The 19,177-nt window shown below is 64.0% G+C and carries 20 protein-coding genes; 12 read left to right on the forward strand and 8 right to left on the reverse strand.

Annotated elements, in window-relative coordinates:
• Positions 1–179: 179 nt before the first annotated feature.
• The 4 genes from ACFMO5_RS09595 to thrC form a co-directional block, all read right to left on the reverse strand.
• Positions 180–596 (reverse strand): OsmC family protein, encoded by a 417-nt coding sequence (locus tag ACFMO5_RS09595; RefSeq protein ID WP_376792528.1) that lies wholly within the window; start codon positions 594–596, stop codon positions 180–182.
• A 55-nt stretch (positions 597–651) separates the two neighbouring features.
• On the reverse strand, positions 652–2,007 hold the full coding sequence (locus tag ACFMO5_RS09600; protein ID WP_376792529.1) for a prenyltransferase: 1,356 nt from the start codon (positions 2,005–2,007) through the stop codon (positions 652–654).
• Positions 2,008–2,086: 79 nt separating this feature from the next.
• Complete coding sequence (locus tag ACFMO5_RS09605; RefSeq protein ID WP_376792530.1) at positions 2,087–2,560, reverse strand: pyridoxamine 5'-phosphate oxidase family protein; 474 nt, start codon at positions 2,558–2,560, stop codon at positions 2,087–2,089.
• On the reverse strand, positions 2,557–3,657 hold the full coding sequence (gene thrC / locus ACFMO5_RS09610; RefSeq protein ID WP_376792531.1) for a threonine synthase: 1,101 nt from the start codon (positions 3,655–3,657) through the stop codon (positions 2,557–2,559). Before thrC ends, ACFMO5_RS09605 begins: the two co-directional genes overlap by 4 nt.
• A 589-nt stretch (positions 3,658–4,246) precedes the next feature.
• Between thrC and ACFMO5_RS09615 the strand changes: the two genes are divergently transcribed.
• From ACFMO5_RS09615 to ACFMO5_RS09625, 3 genes are all read left to right on the forward strand, one after another.
• Positions 4,247–5,191 (forward strand): prephenate dehydrogenase, encoded by a 945-nt coding sequence (locus ACFMO5_RS09615; RefSeq protein ID WP_376792532.1) that lies wholly within the window; start codon positions 4,247–4,249, stop codon positions 5,189–5,191.
• Positions 5,192–5,422: 231 nt separating this feature from the next.
• On the forward strand, positions 5,423–6,691 hold the full coding sequence (locus tag ACFMO5_RS09620) for a glycosyltransferase family 4 protein (protein WP_376792533.1): 1,269 nt from the start codon (positions 5,423–5,425) through the stop codon (positions 6,689–6,691).
• A 26-nt stretch (positions 6,692–6,717) separates the two neighbouring features.
• Positions 6,718–7,530: an ABC transporter permease gene (locus tag ACFMO5_RS09625; RefSeq protein ID WP_376792534.1), complete on the forward strand. Its 813-nt coding sequence runs from the start codon at positions 6,718–6,720 to the stop codon at positions 7,528–7,530.
• A 10-nt stretch (positions 7,531–7,540) separates the two neighbouring features.
• Here ACFMO5_RS09625 and ACFMO5_RS09630 read toward each other — a convergent pair whose 3' ends face one another.
• The 4 genes from ACFMO5_RS09630 to ACFMO5_RS09645 form a co-directional block, all read right to left on the reverse strand.
• On the reverse strand, positions 7,541–8,860 hold the full coding sequence (locus ACFMO5_RS09630; protein WP_376792535.1) for a DUF58 domain-containing protein: 1,320 nt from the start codon (positions 8,858–8,860) through the stop codon (positions 7,541–7,543).
• Positions 8,857–9,003, reverse strand: coding sequence for a hypothetical protein (locus ACFMO5_RS09635; protein ID WP_376792536.1), 147 nt, complete (start codon positions 9,001–9,003; stop codon positions 8,857–8,859). The genes ACFMO5_RS09630 and ACFMO5_RS09635 overlap by 4 nt, the downstream gene beginning before the upstream one ends.
• Entirely contained in the window at positions 9,000–9,374 is a 375-nt protein-coding gene (locus ACFMO5_RS09640; RefSeq protein WP_376792537.1) for a hypothetical protein, read from the reverse strand. Before ACFMO5_RS09640 ends, ACFMO5_RS09635 begins: the two co-directional genes overlap by 4 nt.
• Positions 9,375–9,555: 181 nt before the next feature.
• Positions 9,556–9,696, reverse strand: a complete 141-nt coding sequence (locus ACFMO5_RS09645; protein ID WP_376792538.1) for a hypothetical protein — start codon at positions 9,694–9,696, stop codon at positions 9,556–9,558.
• Between the two features lie 290 nt (positions 9,697–9,986).
• Between ACFMO5_RS09645 and ACFMO5_RS09650 the strand changes: the two genes are divergently transcribed.
• The 9 genes from ACFMO5_RS09650 to ACFMO5_RS09690 all read left to right on the forward strand — a co-directional run bounded on the left by ACFMO5_RS09650 (position 9,987) and on the right by ACFMO5_RS09690 (position 19,086).
• Complete coding sequence (locus ACFMO5_RS09650; RefSeq protein ID WP_376792539.1) at positions 9,987–10,982, forward strand: LacI family DNA-binding transcriptional regulator; 996 nt, start codon at positions 9,987–9,989, stop codon at positions 10,980–10,982.
• Between the two features lie 15 nt (positions 10,983–10,997).
• Entirely contained in the window at positions 10,998–11,393 is a 396-nt protein-coding gene (gene rbsD, locus ACFMO5_RS09655; RefSeq protein WP_376792540.1) for a D-ribose pyranase, read from the forward strand.
• 68 nt (positions 11,394–11,461) lie between these two features.
• A complete protein-coding gene (locus ACFMO5_RS09660) occupies positions 11,462–12,463 on the forward strand; it encodes an ABC transporter permease (protein ID WP_376792541.1) in 1,002 nt (333 codons plus the stop codon).
• A 34-nt stretch (positions 12,464–12,497) separates the two neighbouring features.
• The gene (gene rbsB, locus ACFMO5_RS09665) at positions 12,498–13,448 is read left to right on the forward strand and encodes a ribose ABC transporter substrate-binding protein RbsB (RefSeq protein ID WP_376792542.1); all 951 of its coding nucleotides are present in this window, start codon (positions 12,498–12,500) and stop codon (positions 13,446–13,448) included.
• Between the two features lie 82 nt (positions 13,449–13,530).
• A complete protein-coding gene (locus ACFMO5_RS09670; protein ID WP_376792543.1) occupies positions 13,531–15,036 on the forward strand; it encodes a sugar ABC transporter ATP-binding protein in 1,506 nt (501 codons plus the stop codon).
• Positions 15,020–16,000 carry an ABC transporter permease gene (locus ACFMO5_RS09675; protein WP_376792544.1) on the forward strand — a complete coding sequence of 327 codons (981 nt, stop codon included), beginning with the start codon at positions 15,020–15,022 and terminating at the stop codon, positions 15,998–16,000. Before ACFMO5_RS09670 ends, ACFMO5_RS09675 begins: the two co-directional genes overlap by 17 nt.
• Entirely contained in the window at positions 15,997–16,938 is a 942-nt protein-coding gene (rbsK, locus tag ACFMO5_RS09680; RefSeq protein ID WP_376792545.1) for a ribokinase, read from the forward strand. Before ACFMO5_RS09675 ends, rbsK begins: the two co-directional genes overlap by 4 nt.
• Positions 16,939–17,167: 229 nt before the next feature.
• Positions 17,168–18,208 carry a histone deacetylase gene (locus ACFMO5_RS09685; protein ID WP_376792546.1) on the forward strand — a complete coding sequence of 347 codons (1,041 nt, stop codon included), beginning with the start codon at positions 17,168–17,170 and terminating at the stop codon, positions 18,206–18,208.
• A gap of 62 nt (positions 18,209–18,270) precedes the next feature.
• Complete coding sequence (locus ACFMO5_RS09690) at positions 18,271–19,086, forward strand: isopentenyl phosphate kinase (protein ID WP_376792547.1); 816 nt, start codon at positions 18,271–18,273, stop codon at positions 19,084–19,086.
• The last annotated feature ends 91 nt before the right edge of the window (positions 19,087–19,177 follow it).

Here is a 19,177-nt window from a genome sequence, read left to right on the forward strand (position 1 = left end):
CGATCTTCGCCGGGCCCCCGGCTGTTTTGGATCGCTGAGACTGGTGTTTCTTCCGCTTTGAGGATATGGGGCGGTGAGAAGCCGATGGCCCCACCCCCTTGATCCCCCAAGGAACCAAAACCAAAAATCAAATGATGAAGCACGAGGTTGGGCTGAGAAGATCGCGAAGGGGGAAGGGCTTATTCTTCTTCCATGATCTCGATTGTATGGGTGATCTCCGCCACACCCCGGACGGTGGCGCCCACTGAGCAGTATTTGTCTTCCGAGAGCCGCACGGCGTCCTCGACAGCCTTGGGGGAAACCTCGCGCCCGCGCACGCGATAGGTGACATGGATCCGCCGGAACGCCCACGGGGGGTCCGAATCTTGGATGCCATGCACCTGGATCTCTAACCCTGTCACCTTTTGCCGTTTCTCTTCGAGAATGTCCAAGACATCGAAGGCTGAGCATGCCCCCAGGGCGATGAGCAGGAGCTCTGCTGGCTTCATGCCGATCCCATCCTCCGGCCCAGTGCCGGAGATGACCACGCTGTGCCGCGTGCTATCGATACCCACGAACTGGCGTTTCTCCAACCACTTCACCCACACCTCTGCCATCGTTCCATCCTCCGATGCCCAATGGTGGTAAGGCAACCGCTGTGCTTTGCTTCCCTTAACCGTTGTGAGGGAACCATAGGGCGATGAAGTAGCTGACCGTCAGCAACAGCCCGACGTAAAGATGCAGGCGGATCTGAGTGGCCATGGCGGCGATCAGGGCGTAGGGTCGATCAGGGGCGCGGGTCAGATCCCGCCCCACTGCGATCGCCATTGGGAGTGTCAGCCCAGCGAGCAGCGCCGCCGGAGGCATCCATCCCCCTGCTACCCCTGCAGCGATGGCCAGGTAGGCGGTTGCGACGGCGATCCCATACCCCCAGGCGATCCGGTGGAGGGGAAGACGGACGACAAGGGTTCGCTTGCCCGCCGCGGCATCCCCCTCTCGGTCTGGCACCTCGTTGACGTAAAGGACCAGGGCGATCAGCACGGCCACCGGCAGGGAGGCCACCAGCGGGGCCAGCCCCAGGCGGCCGGTTTGGGCTGCGTATGCCCCCAGGGTCATGATCGGCCCAAATCCTACCGCCACGGCCAGCTCCCCCAACCCGCGGTAGGCGAGGCGGAGCGGCGGGGCTGTATATGCCCAGCTCAGCAAGAGACCGGCGATCCCCAGGGGAAGTAAAGCCCCCCATCCCCGCATGGCGGCCAGGAGGAGCCCGATCAGGATCCCGCACCCGTAGAGGGTCGCAGCCAGGAAAGCCATCTCACGGATCGTGAGAAGGCCATACTGGAGCACGCGGGAGCCGCCGCTGAAGGGCGTGGGGTTGGGATTCATCGTATCGGCCCCGGAAAGCGTATCGAAGATGTCGTTGACTACGTTGAGCCCGAGGTGGATACAAGCCGCTCCGAGGAGCGCCAGCACGAACGGAAGCGGAGCGAACACGCCCTCCCGGAATGCGACCGCGGCCCCCAACAGCACCGGGACGAAGGTGGCGCTGAGAAAGGGGAAGCGTGTTGCGCGCACCAGCAGCCAGAGGGGCGAGAGGCGGGGGCGGATGGCGCGGCCGTGGATCCGGCTCAGGTGAGCGAAATAACGTTGGGCCTGGGGGATTGCCCGCTCGCAGAGGGCGAGGAAGGGCAGGGTATCCTCCTGCCAGCCAGTCGCCCGCGTCGGCCGGACAGCCAGCCCTCCGGGGACGCGCTGAGCGGGCCCGTGAAAGGTCCAGTATCGGCGTCCCTCATAGCCTCCTTGGGGCAGCGGTCGAATGCGGCTGATGATCACCGCCACGGAAACGTCCTCCGGAGGGAGCGGCCCCTCGGTGGCCTGCAGCAATATCGTATCTCCCCGGACCTTGAATCGGGCCGGGCGATGCATGGGATAGCCGGATTCATCCACCCAAACGAGGACAGCGAAGGGATGCTCTCCAGATCGTCGCTGCGCTTCCATAAGAAGCTCGACCATGGAACGTTGCGCCATGGCATCGCCTCCCTGTTGGGCTTCGGATTAGGCTGAGGGCGCCCTTCGAATCCGGGCCTGTGGGTTCGCCGCGATCGGCTTAATCCAGGTCATAGATGATGGGCTCCTCGGGGGAAGTCGGCGGCCAGTGGAAAACCCGCCGTGGGGTCATGACGATCACCGCTCTCTCCCAGAACAGGGGCAACATCCAGCGCCGTTTCACCATGGCGGGAATGGTGGGCTCCTTGCGAGCCCATGCGGGCAGCAGCCCGAGCCAGCCGGCGTGGGGATCTTCGTCGATAACGATCGCATCCCCCTGGATCGTCACCTGGCCGAACCGATCCACCGGGGCGGCAAGGGGATCGGTGATGCTTAACGCCGCGCGCGGGTTCCGTTTCAGGTGCAGCAGTTTGCGGGAGAACAGCACGCTGGAGGTCATGTAAATCCGGCCATCCCCAATGTAAAGAGGAAGCATCGGGTGGACGATAGGTCGGCCCTCGGGATCGAGGACGGTGAACTCGGCCACCAGAGCGGATTCCAGAAGCGCCTCAACGGCGTGGGGAAGGGTTTTCATCCTCGAACCTCCTGAGGCGAGGTGATGGGCACGGATTTCTCGATAATCGGCTCCAGAACGCGGCGGAACGCGTCCCATTGGGCCTGCACCGGGATCGGTGAGGAGAGCGTCCGCAGGGCGATTTCGGGATCCTTCAGCCCGTGGCCAGTGAGCACGGCAACGATCACCTCAACCTGGGGGGAGAGCACACCCTGGGCCAGCGCCCGCCGGAGCCCAGCGATGGAAGCCGCCGACGCGGGCTCTACGAAAAGCCCTTCCAGGGCCGCCAGCATGCGCCATGCTTCCATAATTTCCTCATCGGAGACCGCTATGAACCGCCCGCCGGACTCTTGAACTGCCTGGAGGGCCTCCGCCCCGCGGGCGGGGCGTCCGATCCGGATCGCCGTGGCGACGGTCTCGGGGCGATCCACAGGATGCCCCAGCACCAGAGGAGCGGCGCCTTCCGCTTGGACCCCCAGGAGACGTGGGAGCGAGGGGATGCGGCCGGCCTGCTTATAGGCCCGAAAGCCTTTCCAGTAAGCGGTGATGTTCCCCGCGTTCCCCACCGGGATACACAGCCAATCGGGGGCGCGGCCTAGCTGGTCGCAGATCTCGAAGGCGGCCGTCTGCTGGCCCTCCAGCCGGTAGGGGTTGAGGGAGTTCACCAGGGCGATCGGGTAGATCTCCACCGCCCGACGCACTAAGGCGAGCGCCTCATCGAAATTCCCCTCCACCGCCAGGACCTTCGCTCCATAGGCCAGGGCGGCGGCCAGTTTGCCCAGCGCGATCTTCCCTGCGGGGACCAGGACGATCGCGGGGATGGCGGCGCGGGCGGCATAGGCAGCGGCAGAGGCCGCCGTGTTCCCGGTGCTGGCGCAGATCACCGCTCGGGCTCCTTCGGCGATCGCCTGAGTCAACGCGGTCGTCATCCCCCGATCCTTAAACGATCCGGTTGGATTCAGGCCTTCGTATTTCAGATAAAGGGAGCCGGAGAAGCCAATGGCTCGAGCCAGACGGGGGGCCTGCAGCAGCGGGGTGTTGCCCTCATGAAGGGTGATCGGATCGATGGAAGCGATCCGAAGAAACGGACGATAGGCATGGATGATTCCACGCCACATGGATCCCTCATCCATGATCTCCCTCCCAGCCCGCAATTTCATTAGGGGTTGCACCGCTCGGGGCCCGCGGAAGAAGAAGGCAGGGCCCCTCCTTCATCGCTCCTTCTCATGGCCCGAGGGACTGTGAGAAGGAGAGATAAAAGCGGCTTTGGAGGGCAGGGCTGGCCGCTGAAGGCGCCCAGCTTCACCCTAAGACCCCATAAGGAAATCAACAGCGCAACCCCTAAAGGCTTGATGTGCCGTTGCCGTTCTGTTTGATGAGCCTTTGCATCCTCTGTAGAAGCGCCTCTCGTAGCTGCGCCTATCGTTTGGGCCAGAGAGTAAGGAAGCGAAGCCGCTTGGATTTCAGTTTATAAGATCGTGCGATGGAATGCCAGGCCTAGCGCTTCTTCCAGATTGGATGCTTGGGTTTGGTCTCCTGGGGATAAAGGGGGGCCTCCCGCTTCCCTCACAGCGTATCCTCAGGGTGGAATGTCTGGATCAATTTGTTAAATTTCATAAGCGCCCTACTCCAAACGGCCCCCGGCCCCCAAAGACCCCTTCGTGATATACTGGGTATGCTATAGATCTTCGGAAGGATTGGAGCCGGATGCAAATCACAATCCTTGGATTGGGGACGTTGGGGATTTCCCTGGGGTTGGCCCTCCGGCGGGCGCTGCCGGAAGTCCGGCTGGTCGGGCACGATCCGAACCCGGAGCGGACCCGCGAGGCCCTTCGCTGGAAAGCGGTGGATCAGACCAACTGGAACCTTCCAGGCGCTTGCAAGGATTCAGACCTCATCTTGCTGGCCATGCCGCTTGGGGAGATCGAGCCTGCGCTCCGGGCGATCGCCCCGGCTTTGAAGGAAGGAACGCTGGTGATCGATACGGCGGAGCTGAAGGTCCCAGTCATGGCCTGGGCTCAGGCCTATCTACCCTCCTCCACGCCGTTCATCGGCGGCCATCCGATTCTGAACCCGGATGCCGGGGAGAGGCCGGATCCGGATCTGTTCCGGGATGCGTTGTTCTGCCTGACTCCCTCCGCTCAGGCGCCTTCTTGGGCCGTGGAGGCCGCCGCTGGGCTGGCCCATCGGATCGGGGCGCGTCCTTTCTTCATTGATCCGGCGGAGCATGACGGCTGGATGGCGGCCCTGGAGCAACTGCCTGCTCTCCTCGGCGCCGCCCTCCTGGCCGTATGGTCCACCGCTCCCGCCCGACGAGATATGCCTCAAGCGATTGGGGTCCGTTTCGCACGGATCACCGCGGGCCTTCCGGACGCTTCCAGCGGGCGGCTGGCGGCGATCGCCAACCGGGAGTCTCTTCTTTACTGGCTGGATCGCCTGATGGAAGCCCTGGGGCGCTTGCGGGAGGCTCTGAAGGGCACGGAGGATGAAGCAGTCTTCGAGGATCTTTTCCGAACGGCCAGCCACACGCGGAACGCTTGGTTAAAATCCCGACAGGAGAGCTTCCAGGGGCTGCCTGTTCCAGAGGATCAGCCAGGTCTGCTTGAAACCATGCTGGGGCTTCATCGCCTTCGCTCCTCTAAGAAGCGATAGGCGCGCTCTCGATAGACCACCTGGGGCTGTTCGCTCGCTGAATGCCCGTTAGGGAGCCATTTGCATTTCCCGGACCCCCAATTTCTTATTCACGCCTTGTGGGCAGCATGGGGCTCGAATGCCTGGTTCCTCCGCGGGAAGGAGGAGCGAACGGGGATGGACTGGACGCACGCGCTTACGATTACGCATCAAGTCGAATGATTTCTGGATCTCCTCTGGAGGCCCGGCTGGATGCGGGTGATGATGATTGCACCAACCTCATTCTTTAACGACTACGGATGCCATGTACGGATTCTGGAGGAGGCCAGAGCCCTCCAGTCCCTCGGGCTTCAAGTGAAGATCGTCACCTATTACAAGGGCCGGGATCTCCCAGGACTGGATATCGTCCGCACGCCCCCTTTGCCCTGGCGTTCCCATTACGAGGTTGGATCCTCCCGACATAAGATCGCCTTCGATATCTATCTCTCCGGCACTGCGCTGGCCACCGCGTTGCGCTGGCGTCCGCATTTGCTTCACGCCCATCTTCACGAAGGCGCGTTGATTGGAACCGTTCTCCGGAGGTTGCTAGGGATCCCCTTGATTTTCGATTTCCAGGGCAGCCTGACAGGGGAGATGATCGATCATCGGTTCCTGAACCCGGACGGGCCATGGTATCCGCTGATGCGGCGGCTGGAGGTCTGGATCGATCGGCAGCCCGATGCGATCCTCACCAGCACCGTCCAGGGGGCCCGTCTCTTAATTGAGGTCTTCGGCGCGCCTCCAGAGCGGGTGCTCCCATTCCCCGATGTGGTCAACACAGAGGTCTTTCGTCCTCCTCTGCCTGAGGAGATCCCTGAGCTCCAGCGCCTGCGGGGTGAGTGGAGGATCCCCGAAGGGCGCCGTTTGGTGGTTTATCTGGGACTGCTGGCCCCTTATCAGGGCACGGATTTGTTGCTCCAGGCGGCCGCTCGCGTGGTTCGTGCCGATCCCCAAGTCCACTTCCTGATCATGGGGTTCCCCGGCGAGGCGTTTTATATGGCCCAGGCCGCCGCCCTGGGGATTGCGGACCGCGTCACGTTCACCGGGAAGCTGCCTTACGAGCACGCGCCGGTTTACCTCCGATTGGGGGAACTGGCGGTGGCGCCCAAGATGTCGGCCACCGAAGGAAGCGGGAAGCTGTTAAATTACATGGCCACCGGCCTCCCAGTGGTGGCCTTTGACACCCCGGTGAGTCGGGAGTTCATGGGCGAGGCAGGCTATTACGCCCGCTTCGGGGACGTCGAGAGCCTGGCGGAGTGGATCCTGTACGCGCTCCGCCATCCGGAGGAATCGGCGGAGCGCGGCAGACGGCTTCGGGCCCGCGCCGTGGCGCATTACAGCTGGAAGAGCGCCGGGCAGGCGCTTCTGGAAATCTACCGGGTCGTTCAGCGGGGGCTGCCCCTCCGGGCATGGGCGGCGACTTCGCGGCCGAGGGGATTGGTTGAGCATGCGGGTAAATCGATAGAAGGCCGTTCCACGTGATCCTTGTGGGGGGAGCTGGAGGAAGCATGCCTCAGGGGCTGATCGAGCTATGGCGTTATCGAGATCTGCTCTGGCTGCTGACGTTGAGGGATCTCAAAGTCCGATACCGGAACTCGGTCCTTGGGGTGGCCTGGTCTTGGATCCATCCACTGCTGATGATGACGGTGTTCACCATCGTCTTCACCGTGATGAACCGGGGACCGGCCAGCCTTCCCCATTTTCACGCGTTTGTCCTGGTCGGCATCCTGGCGTGGAACGCCTTCGCGATCTCCGTGCAGGGGGCTGCGGAGAGCGTCACCGCGAACGCCTCGCTGGTCCGTAAAGTTTATTTCCCGCGCGAAGTCCTGCCTTTATCGGTCGTCCTTTCCAATACGCTGAACTTCCTGATCTCCCTTCCCATTTATTTTGCGATCGCCTGGCTCTCAGGGATCCGACCGACGCCCTGGCTGTTTCTTCTGCCGCTGACCATACTCGCCCATGTGATGTTCACCGCGGGGGTGGCCCTTGCGGTCTCCGCTCTAAATGTATTCTATCGTGATACTGCCCATATCCTGCAGGTGTTGCTGCTGGCATGGTTTTTCCTGACCCCCATTTTTTATCCGATCTCCATCCTCCCTCGCAACGCTTCGTTTCTTGGGGTTTCCATTGACGTCTGGCTCTGGACACGTCGTCTGAACCCCATGGCCTCGATCATCGCCTCATACCACGACCTGCTCTATTACGGGACTTACACGGCGCCGGAGTTTCTGCTGCGAACGCTGGCCACGGCCGGGCTGGTTCTGCTGGTGGGCTATGGAATGTTCCGCCGGCTCAGCCCGCGTTTTGCGGAGGAGGTCTGATCTTTAACTCTTAACTCCGTGGGCCCAGCCTTTCCAAGGCGGGGGCGAGGGGTTCGCCGGCTCGGATCACCGTGACCGGGACCCCCGCGTTTTCCAGCAGGGGGAGAACGCGGGTGCTGGTCTCGGCCCCTCCGAACGAGGAAGCCTCCAGAACGATCGATGCCACCCGAATCCCATGGGAATCCAGGCTTCGAGCGACCATGGCCCATCGAGGATCGCCGGAGGGCGTGATCAGGATGAGGATGGAGCCGCGGGCCATGCGCAGTGCATGGGATTGAAGCACTTGGTGGAAGGGGACCTCTCCATACGCCCGCAGAAGCGCCAGCCCTTCCAGCACGCGCTCCAGCTGTCCTTGCCCCCGATGGGGAGGCATGAAAAAGCGCTGGGAGCCGTAAGCCAACATCCCCACCATGCGTTCACGTCGCAGGAAGTGCGCGGCCAGGGAGGCCGCGATCGCCACCGCGTATTCCTCTGTAGAGACAGGCAGGAGGGGTCCTGGTTTTCCAAGCAACCACTCCTCTTCGTGCTCCGGTCGGTGGATATGAACATCAGCCATCATATCCAGGATGATCCAGACATCCGCAGTGGGATCCTGGTCGAATTCTTTCACCATCAAACGATCCCGCCTCGCTGTTGATGGCCAGTGGATTCGATGGAAGGCATCGCCGGGTTGGTACTCCCGCACCCCGCCTGCACTCGGGGTCACTTCGGTGGTTCGCCGACGCGCCGCCTCGCTCCCCCGCCAGAGACCCGCCGGCATTCCGATCCGCCATATGGGGAACACCGGGGGATAAATCAACACCTCATCGGTCTTGGTCAACTGCAGGGTCGCCTCGAAGAGACCAAAGGGATCCGTTCCAATCAAGGTCAGGGGCCCCAGGCGATAGAGCCCCCGCCGGCGACAGGGCGTCCGGACCGTCCAAAGGCGCTTGCCCCCTCGCCCCAGGTTATCTAGCACGAAGCTGGCTCGGTGGCCCGGGAGGGTGGAGCCGTCACGGACTTCCAGCCAGATTTTCGGGAAGAGGCCGGTGTTCCGGAGGACCAAGGTTTCCTCGAAGAAGCCGCCCACTTGATTGCGTCGGGAGCGAGGGAACCGCTGGATCTCCAGATCGCGCACCGCGCTCCAGGCCCATGCCAGCGAAACAATCAATAGAGCGAGGAGCAGGTAGGTGAGGTTATACAAGATGGAACGGCCGGTGATCATCGCCGCCATGCCGACCATCACGGTCAGCAGGAAGAGGCCTCGCGCTCGCGGGCGCCAGGTCAATCGAAAGCGTGGCCGATCCAAGGAAAGGGTCTCATGGCGCAGCCACTCAGGAAGCGCGGTCATGGAGAACGAACCTCCCATGGCACAGCGGGGGTCAGCTGGAGCTCCTCCCGATAGGTGCGGACCTGGCCGATAATCTCCACGTTGGCCTCCTTTTCCTTCAGGCGATCTGGAACCATGGCGGCGACGTTCCCCCAGAGGATCACCGGAGCGCCCCGCTTTCGTCGCGCACCAGCAACCGTAACCCCGCGGAAAGGGGTACGACCTCAAGCCCCTGGCCCATGACCCGCACGCGGGCACCCTGGTCGCTGGGGCTCAGCGTTCCGATGGGGCGAAGCGGGGCCTTTGGGCGCGTCCCCCTACGCACCATAATGTCACGGCCCCGCTGCGGGAGCAACTCCAGCTCACCGCGATACAGGGTCAACATCCCCGTGGCCCGGATCGTTGCCCCGAGGTAAAGGCCCTCCCGGCCGGGGACTCGGGCCATCTGCTCGGTGGGGATGAACAGCCGTAGACGCCCTCCGGCCTGCTCCAAGGTCAACGCCCATCCAGGAGCAAAGCCCTGGAGATCGACCACCATGCCTTCTACCGTGATACGTGCCCCGACGAGTTGGCCGGAGAGCTTGGGTAGAGGGAACGGCGTGGCCGTGGGTTGGGGGAACGGTCGGTGAGAGGGATGGGACGGGGGTCGGGGTGGAGGGTGAGATCGGCATGGGGAGAGGGCAACGACAGGATCCCAGCGGAGATCCAGGGAGGGCTCAGGAAAGAGCGCGGGCCCCATTCATCCGCCGCAGTCGCCCCCAGACGCGGAGCCGGGCTCCGACGATCCCCACCCATGCGCCATCGGGGAGATGGAGCGCTTGCGCGATGGGGCGGGGCTCCGGGTTCCAGGGGACCATGGCCCATCCTTGGTTGGGGCGACAGGGATTGAAAGGATACGGCGGGCTCGCATAGTCTCCCCCCGCATGAGGAAGCGAATGGTCCCTCCCCTTTTTCTCTCCTCCGTCTCCGCTGAACGGCCTCAAGGATCTGGCGGCAGCAACGTTGGGGAGCGCTCATCGGGCGGCCCCGGCCCGCCGGGAAGCAGTTCGGATGAGTCGCCCAATCGGAAGGCCGGTGATTCTCTCGGCTTGACAGCGCGCTGATCCTATGTTTTCATGGGATTAAACGTTTAACTTCGGAATAAGTTATGACGACCCTGCGGGATGTAGCTCGGCGGGCGGGGGTCTCCATCGCTACGGTCTCGTACGTGCTGAATGGCACACGCCCGGTCAGCCCTGAGGTGGAGGCGCGGGTGTGGGAGGCCGTCGCTGCCTTGCAGTATCGTCCGAACCGGATCGCCCGGGGCCTCCGGCGCAAGCGGACCCATGTGCTGGGCCTGATCGTTCCCGACAGCGCCAACCCCTTCTTCGCCGAGATCGCCCGCGGGTTGGAGGATCTCAGCTTCTCCCACGATTACAGCCTGATCCTTTGTAACTCCGATGGGGACCCTGTCAAGGAGCAGCGGTATCTAGGGGTCTTGATCGAGCAACAGGTGGATGGGATCGCGCTGGTCTCCGCCAGCGCGACGCCGGCCCATCTCGCGATCCTCAAGCAGCGCGGGATCCCCTTCGTGGTGGTCGATCGGGAACTCTCGGGCCTAGAGGTGGACTGCGTGCTGGCCGACAACTTCCAAGGAGGTTACTTAGCGACCCGGCACCTGTTAGAGCGCGGTCACCGCCGGATCGCGTGCATCACTGGACCCTCGGATCTGACCCCAAGCGCCGATCGGGTGCGTGGATACAGGCAGGCGATGGCTGAGGCGGGCATTGAGCCGCTGGCGGATTGGGTGCGCCGGGGGGATTTCCGGGCCGAGAGCGGGTATCAGGCCGCACGGTTCTTCCTGCAGCTCCCCCCCTCGATTCGCCCGACGGCGATCTTCGCTTGCAACGATCTTATGGCGATTGGGGCGATGCGTGCGATCGGGGAAGCGGGCCTGTCGATCCCCCAAGACGTTGCCTTAGTCGGCTTTGACGACATCGTCCTGGCCGCCTACGTGATCCCTCCGTTGACCACCGTGGCCCAGCCGACGTACGAGATGGGGCGGGTGGCGGGGGAGTTGCTGCTCCGCCGGATTCAGGACCGCGACCATCCGCCCGCTCGCCACATTCTTCCGGTCCAACTGGTCGTCCGCCGCTCAACCTAAGTCGAGGAGGCTTCGATGAAGAAGCGCGGGTTGCTGAACGCTCCCTTAAGCCGGGTGGTGGCCGAGATGGGCCATGGGGATCTTTTAGTGATCGCCGATGCCGGGTTGCCGATCCCCCCATCGGTTCCGCGGATCGACTTGGCGGTCCGCCCTGGGCTTCCCCCTTTTCTCGATGTCTTAGATGCGGTCCTCGAGGAGCTGCACGTCGAGAAAGCCATCATCGCGACGGAAATGATAGAGCGCAGCCCGGCAATGTACTCCGCGGTGCAGCAGCGGCTGGGCTCCATTATGATCGAGCGGGTGCCTCACGAGGCCTTTAAGGCGATGACCGCTAGCGCCCGCGCGGTGGTTCGGACCGGAGAGTGCACTCCCTACGCGAATGTGATCCTGGTGTCCGGCGTTATCTTCTAGGGCGGGGATGTCAAGTTAAAGTTACTGAGCCCACCTTCGAGGGCCACTTTCTGTTGAGGCGTGAAGGGATGGATCGTCCTTCGGTGAAACAGGAGAAGGGGCTGGGACAACCAGTAGGAATTGCGCTGGGGTGGAATGCATTGGAGGCCCGAGAGCGGTGGGCCCGCTTGGGTTTGGCCCTCACGTTCCTCGGCCTGTGTATAGTGCTCAGCCTGCTCTCCCCGCGGTTTCTGACGCCGGGCAATCTGATGAACGTGGTCCGTCAGACCTCCGTCAACGGGATCATCGCGGTGGGGATGACTATGGTGATTCTCACGGGAGGCATTGACCTCTCGGTGGGCTCTGTCTTGGCGTTCACTGGGGTGGTGGCGGCCAGCTTGGTGACAGGCGGACAGCCCCCGGTCCTTGCGATGGTCAGCGCGCTGCTCTTGGGATCTCTGCTGGGGATCTGGAACGGGGTGGCGATCGCCTATCTCCGAATCCCGCCGTTCATTGCCACCCTGGGGATGATGACGATCACCCGAGGATTGGCCCTCAGTTACACCCAAGGACGCCCGATCACAGGCTTCCCGGAATCCTTCCGCTGGCTGGGGGCGGGATGGGTCGGGCCTCTCCCAGCGCCCGTCCTTCTCATGGCCCTGGTGTTCGGGCTGGGTGGGGCTCTGCTGAGCTACACGGTCTTTGGGGAACATCTGCGCGCGATCGGCAGCAACCCAACCGCGGCGCGGGCCGCGGGGATCCCGACCCATCGATATCTGGTGCTTACCTATGGATGGAGCGGGTTCCTGGCGGCCCTAGCGGGGCTGATCTTGATCGGTCGCTTGGATTCGGCGCCGCCGACCCTTGGGCTTGGATACGAGTTCGACGCCATCGCGGCGGTCGTGATCGGCGGGACTCCTCTGACCGGCGGGGAAGGCTGGTTGGGGGGCACCCTGATCGGCGCTTTGATCATTGGGGTGCTGAACAACGGGATCAATTTGCTTAACATCCCCTCCTTTTATGAGCAGGTGTTCAAAGGGGGAGTAATCGCCGCAGCGCTCTTGCTGCATCGAGCGCTACGGCGTGAATGACTGGAGCTCAAAACCCAAGAAAGGAGGAGAAGCGATGTGGATCCGTCGGCATCTACCGCTTTTGCTCGTCTTGGCTGTAGTCGCCGGCGCGTGCGCTCCGGCCACGCCTGCCGCGCCGGGGGCCACAGCGACGCCCGCGGCCGCCCAGCCGCAGGAGATCGTTCTGGGACTGTCCCTGTCCACCCTCAACAACCCCTTCTTCGTCACCTTGAAGGAGGGGGCGGAGAAGGCCGCAGCCCAGTACGGTGTGAAGCTCATCGTTGTCGACGCGCAGGATGACCCAGCCAAGGAGGCCGCCAACATCGAGGATCTGATCCAGAAGAAGGTCTCCGCCCTCCTGATCAATCCCACTGACACCAAGGCGGTGGTCCCCAGCATCCAGAAGGCTAACCAGGCAGGGATCCCTGTCTTCACCGTGGACCGCGCGGCGGAGGGTGGAGAGATTGTCTCCCACATCGCCTCGGACAACGTCGCCGGGGGGCGGATGGCGGCCGAGTTTCTCTGCCAGGCCCTGAAGGGCAAGGGCAAGGTGGTGGAGTTGGAGGGGATCCCCGGCACCTCCGCCGCTCGGGATCGTGGGAAAGGATTCAACGATTACCTGAAGGAGAAATGCCCAGGCCTGGAGGTGATCGCCCGCCAGCCCGCCGACTTCAACCGCGCCAAAGGGCTGCAGGTTTTTGAGAACATCCTCCAGGCCCAGCCGCAGATCGACGGGGTCTTCGCCCACAACGACGAAATGGTCCTGGGGGCAATCCAGGCAGCTGAGGCCGCCGGACGCACCGGGATCATCTTTGTGGGCTTCGATGCCATCGATGACGCCGTCAAGGCGGTGAAGGAGGGCAAGCTGGCTGCGACGGTGGCCCAGCAGCCGGCGGAGATGGGCCGCCTCGCCGTGGAGATGGCGGTCAAGTATCTGCGGGGCGAGAAAGTGGAGAAATTCATCCCCGTCCCGCTCTCCTTGGTGACCAAGGAGACAGTTAAATAGTGGAAGGAGGGGGCGGGCTTTCCACAGGCCCGCCCCCGTAGCGAGGATTCCCTGGCGTGTTGCCGCGCACAGGAGGCAACGGATGACAGAGCCGCTGCTCCGGGCGGAGGGGATCTCCAAAGCCTTCCCGGGGGTGCAGGCGTTGGACCGGGTGACTTTGGAGATCTTCCCGGGGGAGATCCACGGGCTGGTGGGGGAGAACGGCGCCGGCAAGAGCACGCTGATCCGGATTCTGGCGGGGGCCATCCCACGGGATGCTGGCCGGATCCTCTGGCAGGGGCAGCCGGTGGAGATCGCCGATCCTCGCCATGCCCGCCGGATGGGGATCGCGGTCATTCACCAAGAGCTCAGCCTGCTCCCGAACCTCACGGTGGCCGAGAATCTTTTCCTGGGGCGGGAGCCTCGAACCCGGTGGGGCGGGTTAAATCGTCGGGCGATGGAAGCTGAAGCGCGGCGGATCTTGAGGGGCCTGGATCTAGACTTAGATGTACGGGCCCCGGCTGGAAGTCTGCCTTTCGCCCAACGTCAAATGTTGGAGATCGCTCGCGCCCTCTCAGAGAACGCCCGTCTGCTGATCATGGATGAGCCAACCTCCGCCCTCAGCGAGCGGGAGATCCATCGTCTGTTTCAATTGCTGCGGGACCTGAAAGGCCGTGGGGTGGCGATCCTGTTCATTTCCCATCGCCTGGAGGAAGTCTTTCAGATCGCTGACCGAATCACGGTGTTGCGGGATGGGCGACAGATTGGAACCTTCCCCATTGCGGAGGTCACACCCTCGGCTGTTGTGCGCATGATGGTTGGCCGGGAGATGCGGGAGATGTTCGCCAAAACAGCCACCCCGGGCACGGAGGTCCTTCTGGAAGTGCGAGGGTTGACCCGGGAAGGTGTGTTCCACGAGGTGTCGTTCGAAGTCCGCAGGGGGGAGATTGTGGGCCTGGCCGGGCTGGTCGGGGCGGGGCGAACGGAGGTGGCCCGTGCGCTCTTCGGATTGGATCCCGTCGACCGTGGGGAGATCCGAATCGAAGGGCGGCGGGTCCGCATCCGTTCCCCCATCGAGGCGATCCAGCAGGGGATCGCGTTCATCCCGGAGGATCGCAAGGCCCAGGCCCTGTTCCTGAGCATGGCGCTGCGCTCGAACATCGCGATCTCCGCCCTTCCCCGGATCGCTCCGTTCGGCCTGCTCTCGAGGAAGCTCGTAGACGCGACCGTCATCCCCTACATCCGCCATCTGGATATCCGGCCGCCACGCCCTGGGATGCTGGTACGCCATCTGTCGGGGGGGAACCAGCAGAAAGCGGTGCTCGCTCGATGGCTGGTTCTCCAGCCAAAAATCTTGATTATGGATGAGCCTACGCGAGGCATCGATGTGGGGGCCAAGGCGGAGATCCACGCGCTCATGGACCGCTTGGCTCGGGAGGGCAAGGCGATCCTGATGATCTCTTCAGAACTTCCAGAGATTTTAGGGATCAGCGACCGTATCCTCGTGATGCGAGAGGGACGGATCGTTGGGGAGCTGAGCCGGGCCCAAGCCACGGCGGACCGCATTCTGGCGCTGGCGATGGGAGGGAGGCATGCCCCAGCGGCGTGAGCTCCTCGGGCGATGGAGCGGGATGCTGATCCTGATGGCCCTCTGGCTGGCCTTAGCCCTCATGACCCCCCGCTTCCTCACGCCCTCGAACGTGCTGAACGTGGCCCTTCAATCTTCCATCCTCGCTGTGGTGGCGCTGGGCATGACGCTGACCATCATCAGCGGGGGGATCGATCTCTCCGTTGGATCTGTGGTGGCCTTCACCGGGGCGTTGTCGGCCGGGTTGATCGTTCGGAACGGCTGGCCGGTGGGCGGGGCAATCGCCGCCGGCTTGGCGGCCGGGTTGGCCCTTGGGCTCCTGAACGGGCTCCTGGTGACCCGCGGCCGGCTGGCCCCCTTCATCGCCACGCTTTCCACGATGGCCATCGCCCGCGGGCTGACCCTGGTCTACACGCGCGGCTATCCGATCTCCGGCCTACCGGAAGCTTTCACCTTCCTGGGCACTGGCAACGCCTTGGGGATCCCAATGCCCGTCATCGTTATGGTAGGGGTCGCGCTAGGGGTAAGTGGGCTGCTGAACCGCACTCCATGGGGGCTCCATCTATACGCAGTCGGAGGCGGGGAGGATTTGGCCTGGCTCACGGGCGTCCGAGTACGGTTTGTCAAAGGGCTGGTGTATGGATTGAGTGGCCTCCTGGCTGGCCTGGGTGGGGTGTTGCTGACGGCCCGGCTCTGGTCGGCCCAGCCCAACGTAGGTGTCGGCCTGGAGCTCGAAGCGATCACCGCCTCTGTTCTCGGCGGCGCCAGCCTCAGCGGCGGTTACGGGAGCGTGAGCGGCACCCTCATCGGGGCCCTGGTGATGGGGACAGTGAGTAACGGCTTGAACCTGCTAGAGGTTCCTTCCTATCACCAACAGATTGTCAAAGGGCTCGTCTTCATCCTCGCGGTGGGGCTGGACCGATGGCTCAAAGCGGGCCGTCGGTCCGCCCCGGTGATCTTGCCGCGTCGGAGGGAAGCCGGATGAGCGTTCTGGTTTTGGGGAGCATCAATATGGATCTGGTGGCGGTGGCGCCGCGATTTCCCCGACCGGGTGAGACCTTGCGCGGTCAACGCTTCTTCACCGCCGCGGGGGGCAAGGGGGCCAACCAGGCGGTGGCCGCCGCCCGCTTGGGAGCCCCGACCCGGATGGTCGGCCGGGTGGGGAATGACGTGTTCGGCCCTGCCTTGCGACAGGCGCTCATGGAGGCGGGGGTGGAGGTGAGCGGCGTGGAGGTCGATCCGGAGACCAGCTCGGGGATCGCGGTGATCGTGGTGGAGGAGAGCGGTCAGAACGCCATCGTGGTGATCCCGGGGGCCAACGGCCGGGTGGGAGGGGCGGAGCTGGCCCGGCTGGAGCGATGGCTGCCCGAGGCCCGTGTTCTGTTGCTTCAGCTGGAGATCCCGCTGGAGGTGGTGGTCCAGGCAGCGGAGCGGGCGGCCCGGGCCGGTGTGTCAGTCATCCTGAACCCGGCGCCGGCGATGGCGTTGCCCGAGGAGATCTACCGGTGGTGCACTTGGCTGACGCCGAACGAGGTGGAGGCAGAGAGCCTGGTGGGGTTCCCGTTGCGGGAGGATCAGGCTATTGAGGAGGCGGCGCGGGTTCTGGTAGGGAAGGGGTGCGCTCACGTGGTGATCACGCTGGGAGAGCGTGGGTGTGTCTATGCGGATCGGGGTGGGGTGCGGTGGGTGCCTGCCTATTCGGTGCCCGTGGTGGACACTGTAGCAGCGGGAGATGCCTTCAACGGCGCGCTGGCGGTGGCGTTGTGGGAAGGGCGATCGGTGGAGGAGGCGCTGCGCTGGGCCAACGCGGCGGGGGCGATCAGCGTGACCCGTTACGGCGCTCAACCCTCGATGCCGAATCGGGACGAGCTGATGGCCTTCCTCGCCCAACATGTGGAAACCCACCGCGCGCCCGGTTCATGAGCGGGTCGGATCCCGAAGCAGCCCCCATGCCCGTTGCCGATGGGGACCGTAAGATGAACGGATGACTCGCAGCCCTTGGCCTGCCTATACTTCCTCTCCTCTTCAGAGGCCCTTTGCGAAAACGTAAAGTGTCGTTGCTGGCCCTGGCGCTTTTTGTCTCACGAATGGCCTATCCGTTGGATCCCCGCTAAACTCCTCTCTGGGAGAAGCCCGCATGGGAGGGTCTCGGATGGCGGTGGCTTGTGCGTTCGACCCGATCTTTCTGGAACATGATGACCCCCGGCACATCGAGCGGCGGGATCGCTTGGAACGAATCCTAGAGGTCCTCCGAACCTATGAGGTCCTGGAACATACCCTCTCACTCCCCGTTGAACCGATCTCGATGGAGCGATTGACCCGGGTGCACGAGCCGGGCTATGTCGAGCGCGTGCGCCGCCTGGCGGAGCGGGGCGGGGGCGGTTTGAACTTCCCCGGCGATGAGACCTATGTGAGCCCTCGCTCGTTCGAGGCGGCTCTGCGTGCCGCTGGAGCGGTCGAGGCTGCCGTCGCCGCGGTGTGGGAAGGCCGCGCCCGTCGGGCCTTCGCGCTGGTCCGCCCTCCCGGCCATCACGCGTTCCCGGACCATGGTGAGGGTTTCTGCCTCTTCAACAACATCGCCCTCGGGACCCGCTTCGCGCGGGAGGAGTTGGGGGCCCGTCGGGTGATGATCGTGGATTTCGACCTTCACCACGGCAACGGCACCCAGGCGATTTTCTATACGGATCCTTCCGTCCTTTATCTATCCACGCATCAGTGGGGCATCTATCCCGGAACCGGTCACTGGCGGGAAATCGGGGCCGGTCCTGGGGAGGGGACGACGATCAACCTGCCGCTGCCGATGGGAGTGGGGGATCGCGGATTCGAACGCCTCTTCGAGGAAGTGATCGCACCCATCGCCCGCCGCTTTGAGCCCGAGCTTCTGCTGGTCTCCGCCGGTTACGACCCGCACTGGGGGGATCCTCTGGGCGGGCTGACCATGACCGTTTCCGGGTTCGCGGCCCTGACCCGGCGGATCACGGAGCTGGCGGACGCTTTGTGCGATGGGCGTCTGGTGTTTGTGCTGGAAGGGGGCTATCACCGGGATGCGCTGGCGTACGGGGTGTTGGCGGCCTTCCGTCTCTGGCTGGGCCGCGAGGACGTGATCGACCCGCTGGGCCCACCCCCCCGTGCGGATGAGCCTTCGGTGGAAGGCCTGATCGCCAATGTCCGTCGCCTTCATCGACTGGGGTAGAGAGTTACGTGGTTCGAATCTGCGCTAAGGGCAGTCCCCAATTCGGACGTGCAGGAAGCGCCATGGGAGATTCCAGCGAACGGATTTTTATCAAGCTGGGCGGCTCCCTGATCACGGATAAGCGCCGGGAGCGGCGGGCGCGCATCCGGGTGATCCGTCGGCTGGCCCGGGAGATCCGGGAGGCTCTCCTGGAGCGACCCGGATTGCGTATTTTGGTGGGCCACGGAAGCGGCTCCTTCGGCCATGCGGCTGCCGCCCGAACCCGGATCCACGAGGGGATCTCCCGCCCGGAGGACTGGTGGGGGTTCGCTGAAGTGGCCCTGGCGGCCGTGGAGCTCCATATGCGGGTCCGCCGCGCCTTTCATGAAGCCGGCTTGCCTGCCCTCAGCATCCTACCCTCTGCAGTCGCGGAGGCTGCCGGCGGGATCCCCATCGCTTTCGAGACCCGCGCCTTTCAGCGCGCGTGGGAGGCCGGTCTGATCCCGTTGACCGGAGGGGATGTCGTTTTCGATCGAGAACGGGGGGCGACGATCCTCTCGACAGAGGCGGTTTTCGATGCGCTGCTGGATGCCCTCCGTCCGACTTGTATCCTGCTGGTCGGGGAAGTGGAGGGAGTGCTCGCCGATGGGCCGGGAGGCCATCAAGTGATCCCCCATTTGACCCCCGAGCGGTTTCGAGAGATCCAGGAGGCCGTGGGGGGCTCCCATGGGATCGATGTCACCGGAGGGATGCGGGCCAAGCTGGAGATGGCGTTGCGCTGGGTCGAAAGGGCTCCGGATCTGGAGGTTTGGATCTTCTCCGGACGGCGCCCTGGTGCCCTCCGGGAGGCCCTGCGGGATCCCTCACGGATCCGGGGCACCCGGATCACCCACAGGTGATCCATCGCATCCTGCGCTTTCCCCTTGATGCCTGCCGACTTGTACGCCATACTTGAAAAGGGAATTTTGGATAGGGTGGGGCCGCCGAAGG

This window comes from Thermoflexus sp. (assembly GCF_042408365.1).
GTDB lineage: Bacteria > Chloroflexota > Anaerolineae > Thermoflexales > Thermoflexaceae > Thermoflexus.

What these genes read in the sequence shown, in the direction of transcription:
- ACFMO5_RS09595 (WP_376792528.1), bottom strand. Translation starts at nt 596, where the DNA reads ATGGCAGAGGTGTGGGTGAAGTGGTTGGAGAAACGCCAGTTCGTGGGT.
- ACFMO5_RS09600 (WP_376792529.1), bottom strand. Translation starts at nt 2,007, where the DNA reads ATGGCGCAACGTTCCATGGTCGAGCTTCTTATGGAAGCGCAGCGACGA.
- ACFMO5_RS09605 (WP_376792530.1), bottom strand. Translation starts at nt 2,560, where the DNA reads ATGAAAACCCTTCCCCACGCCGTTGAGGCGCTTCTGGAATCCGCTCTG.
- thrC (WP_376792531.1), bottom strand. Translation starts at nt 3,657, where the DNA reads ATGTGGCGTGGAATCATCCATGCCTATCGTCCGTTTCTTCGGATCGCT.
- ACFMO5_RS09615 (WP_376792532.1), top strand. Translation starts at nt 4,247, where the DNA reads ATGCAAATCACAATCCTTGGATTGGGGACGTTGGGGATTTCCCTGGGG.
- ACFMO5_RS09620 (WP_376792533.1), top strand. Translation starts at nt 5,423, where the DNA reads ATGCGGGTGATGATGATTGCACCAACCTCATTCTTTAACGACTACGGA.
- ACFMO5_RS09625 (WP_376792534.1), top strand. Translation starts at nt 6,718, where the DNA reads ATGCCTCAGGGGCTGATCGAGCTATGGCGTTATCGAGATCTGCTCTGG.
- ACFMO5_RS09630 (WP_376792535.1), bottom strand. Translation starts at nt 8,860, where the DNA reads ATGACCGCGCTTCCTGAGTGGCTGCGCCATGAGACCCTTTCCTTGGAT.
- ACFMO5_RS09645 (WP_376792538.1), bottom strand. Translation starts at nt 9,696, where the DNA reads ATGGTCCCCTGGAACCCGGAGCCCCGCCCCATCGCGCAAGCGCTCCAT.
- ACFMO5_RS09650 (WP_376792539.1), top strand. Translation starts at nt 9,987, where the DNA reads ATGACGACCCTGCGGGATGTAGCTCGGCGGGCGGGGGTCTCCATCGCT.
- rbsD (WP_376792540.1), top strand. Translation starts at nt 10,998, where the DNA reads ATGAAGAAGCGCGGGTTGCTGAACGCTCCCTTAAGCCGGGTGGTGGCC.
- ACFMO5_RS09660 (WP_376792541.1), top strand. Translation starts at nt 11,462, where the DNA reads ATGGATCGTCCTTCGGTGAAACAGGAGAAGGGGCTGGGACAACCAGTA.
- rbsB (WP_376792542.1), top strand. Translation starts at nt 12,498, where the DNA reads ATGTGGATCCGTCGGCATCTACCGCTTTTGCTCGTCTTGGCTGTAGTC.
- ACFMO5_RS09670 (WP_376792543.1), top strand. Translation starts at nt 13,531, where the DNA reads ATGACAGAGCCGCTGCTCCGGGCGGAGGGGATCTCCAAAGCCTTCCCG.
- ACFMO5_RS09675 (WP_376792544.1), top strand. Translation starts at nt 15,020, where the DNA reads ATGCCCCAGCGGCGTGAGCTCCTCGGGCGATGGAGCGGGATGCTGATC.
- rbsK (WP_376792545.1), top strand. Translation starts at nt 15,997, where the DNA reads ATGAGCGTTCTGGTTTTGGGGAGCATCAATATGGATCTGGTGGCGGTG.
- ACFMO5_RS09685 (WP_376792546.1), top strand. Translation starts at nt 17,168, where the DNA reads ATGGCGGTGGCTTGTGCGTTCGACCCGATCTTTCTGGAACATGATGAC.
- ACFMO5_RS09690 (WP_376792547.1), top strand. Translation starts at nt 18,271, where the DNA reads ATGGGAGATTCCAGCGAACGGATTTTTATCAAGCTGGGCGGCTCCCTG.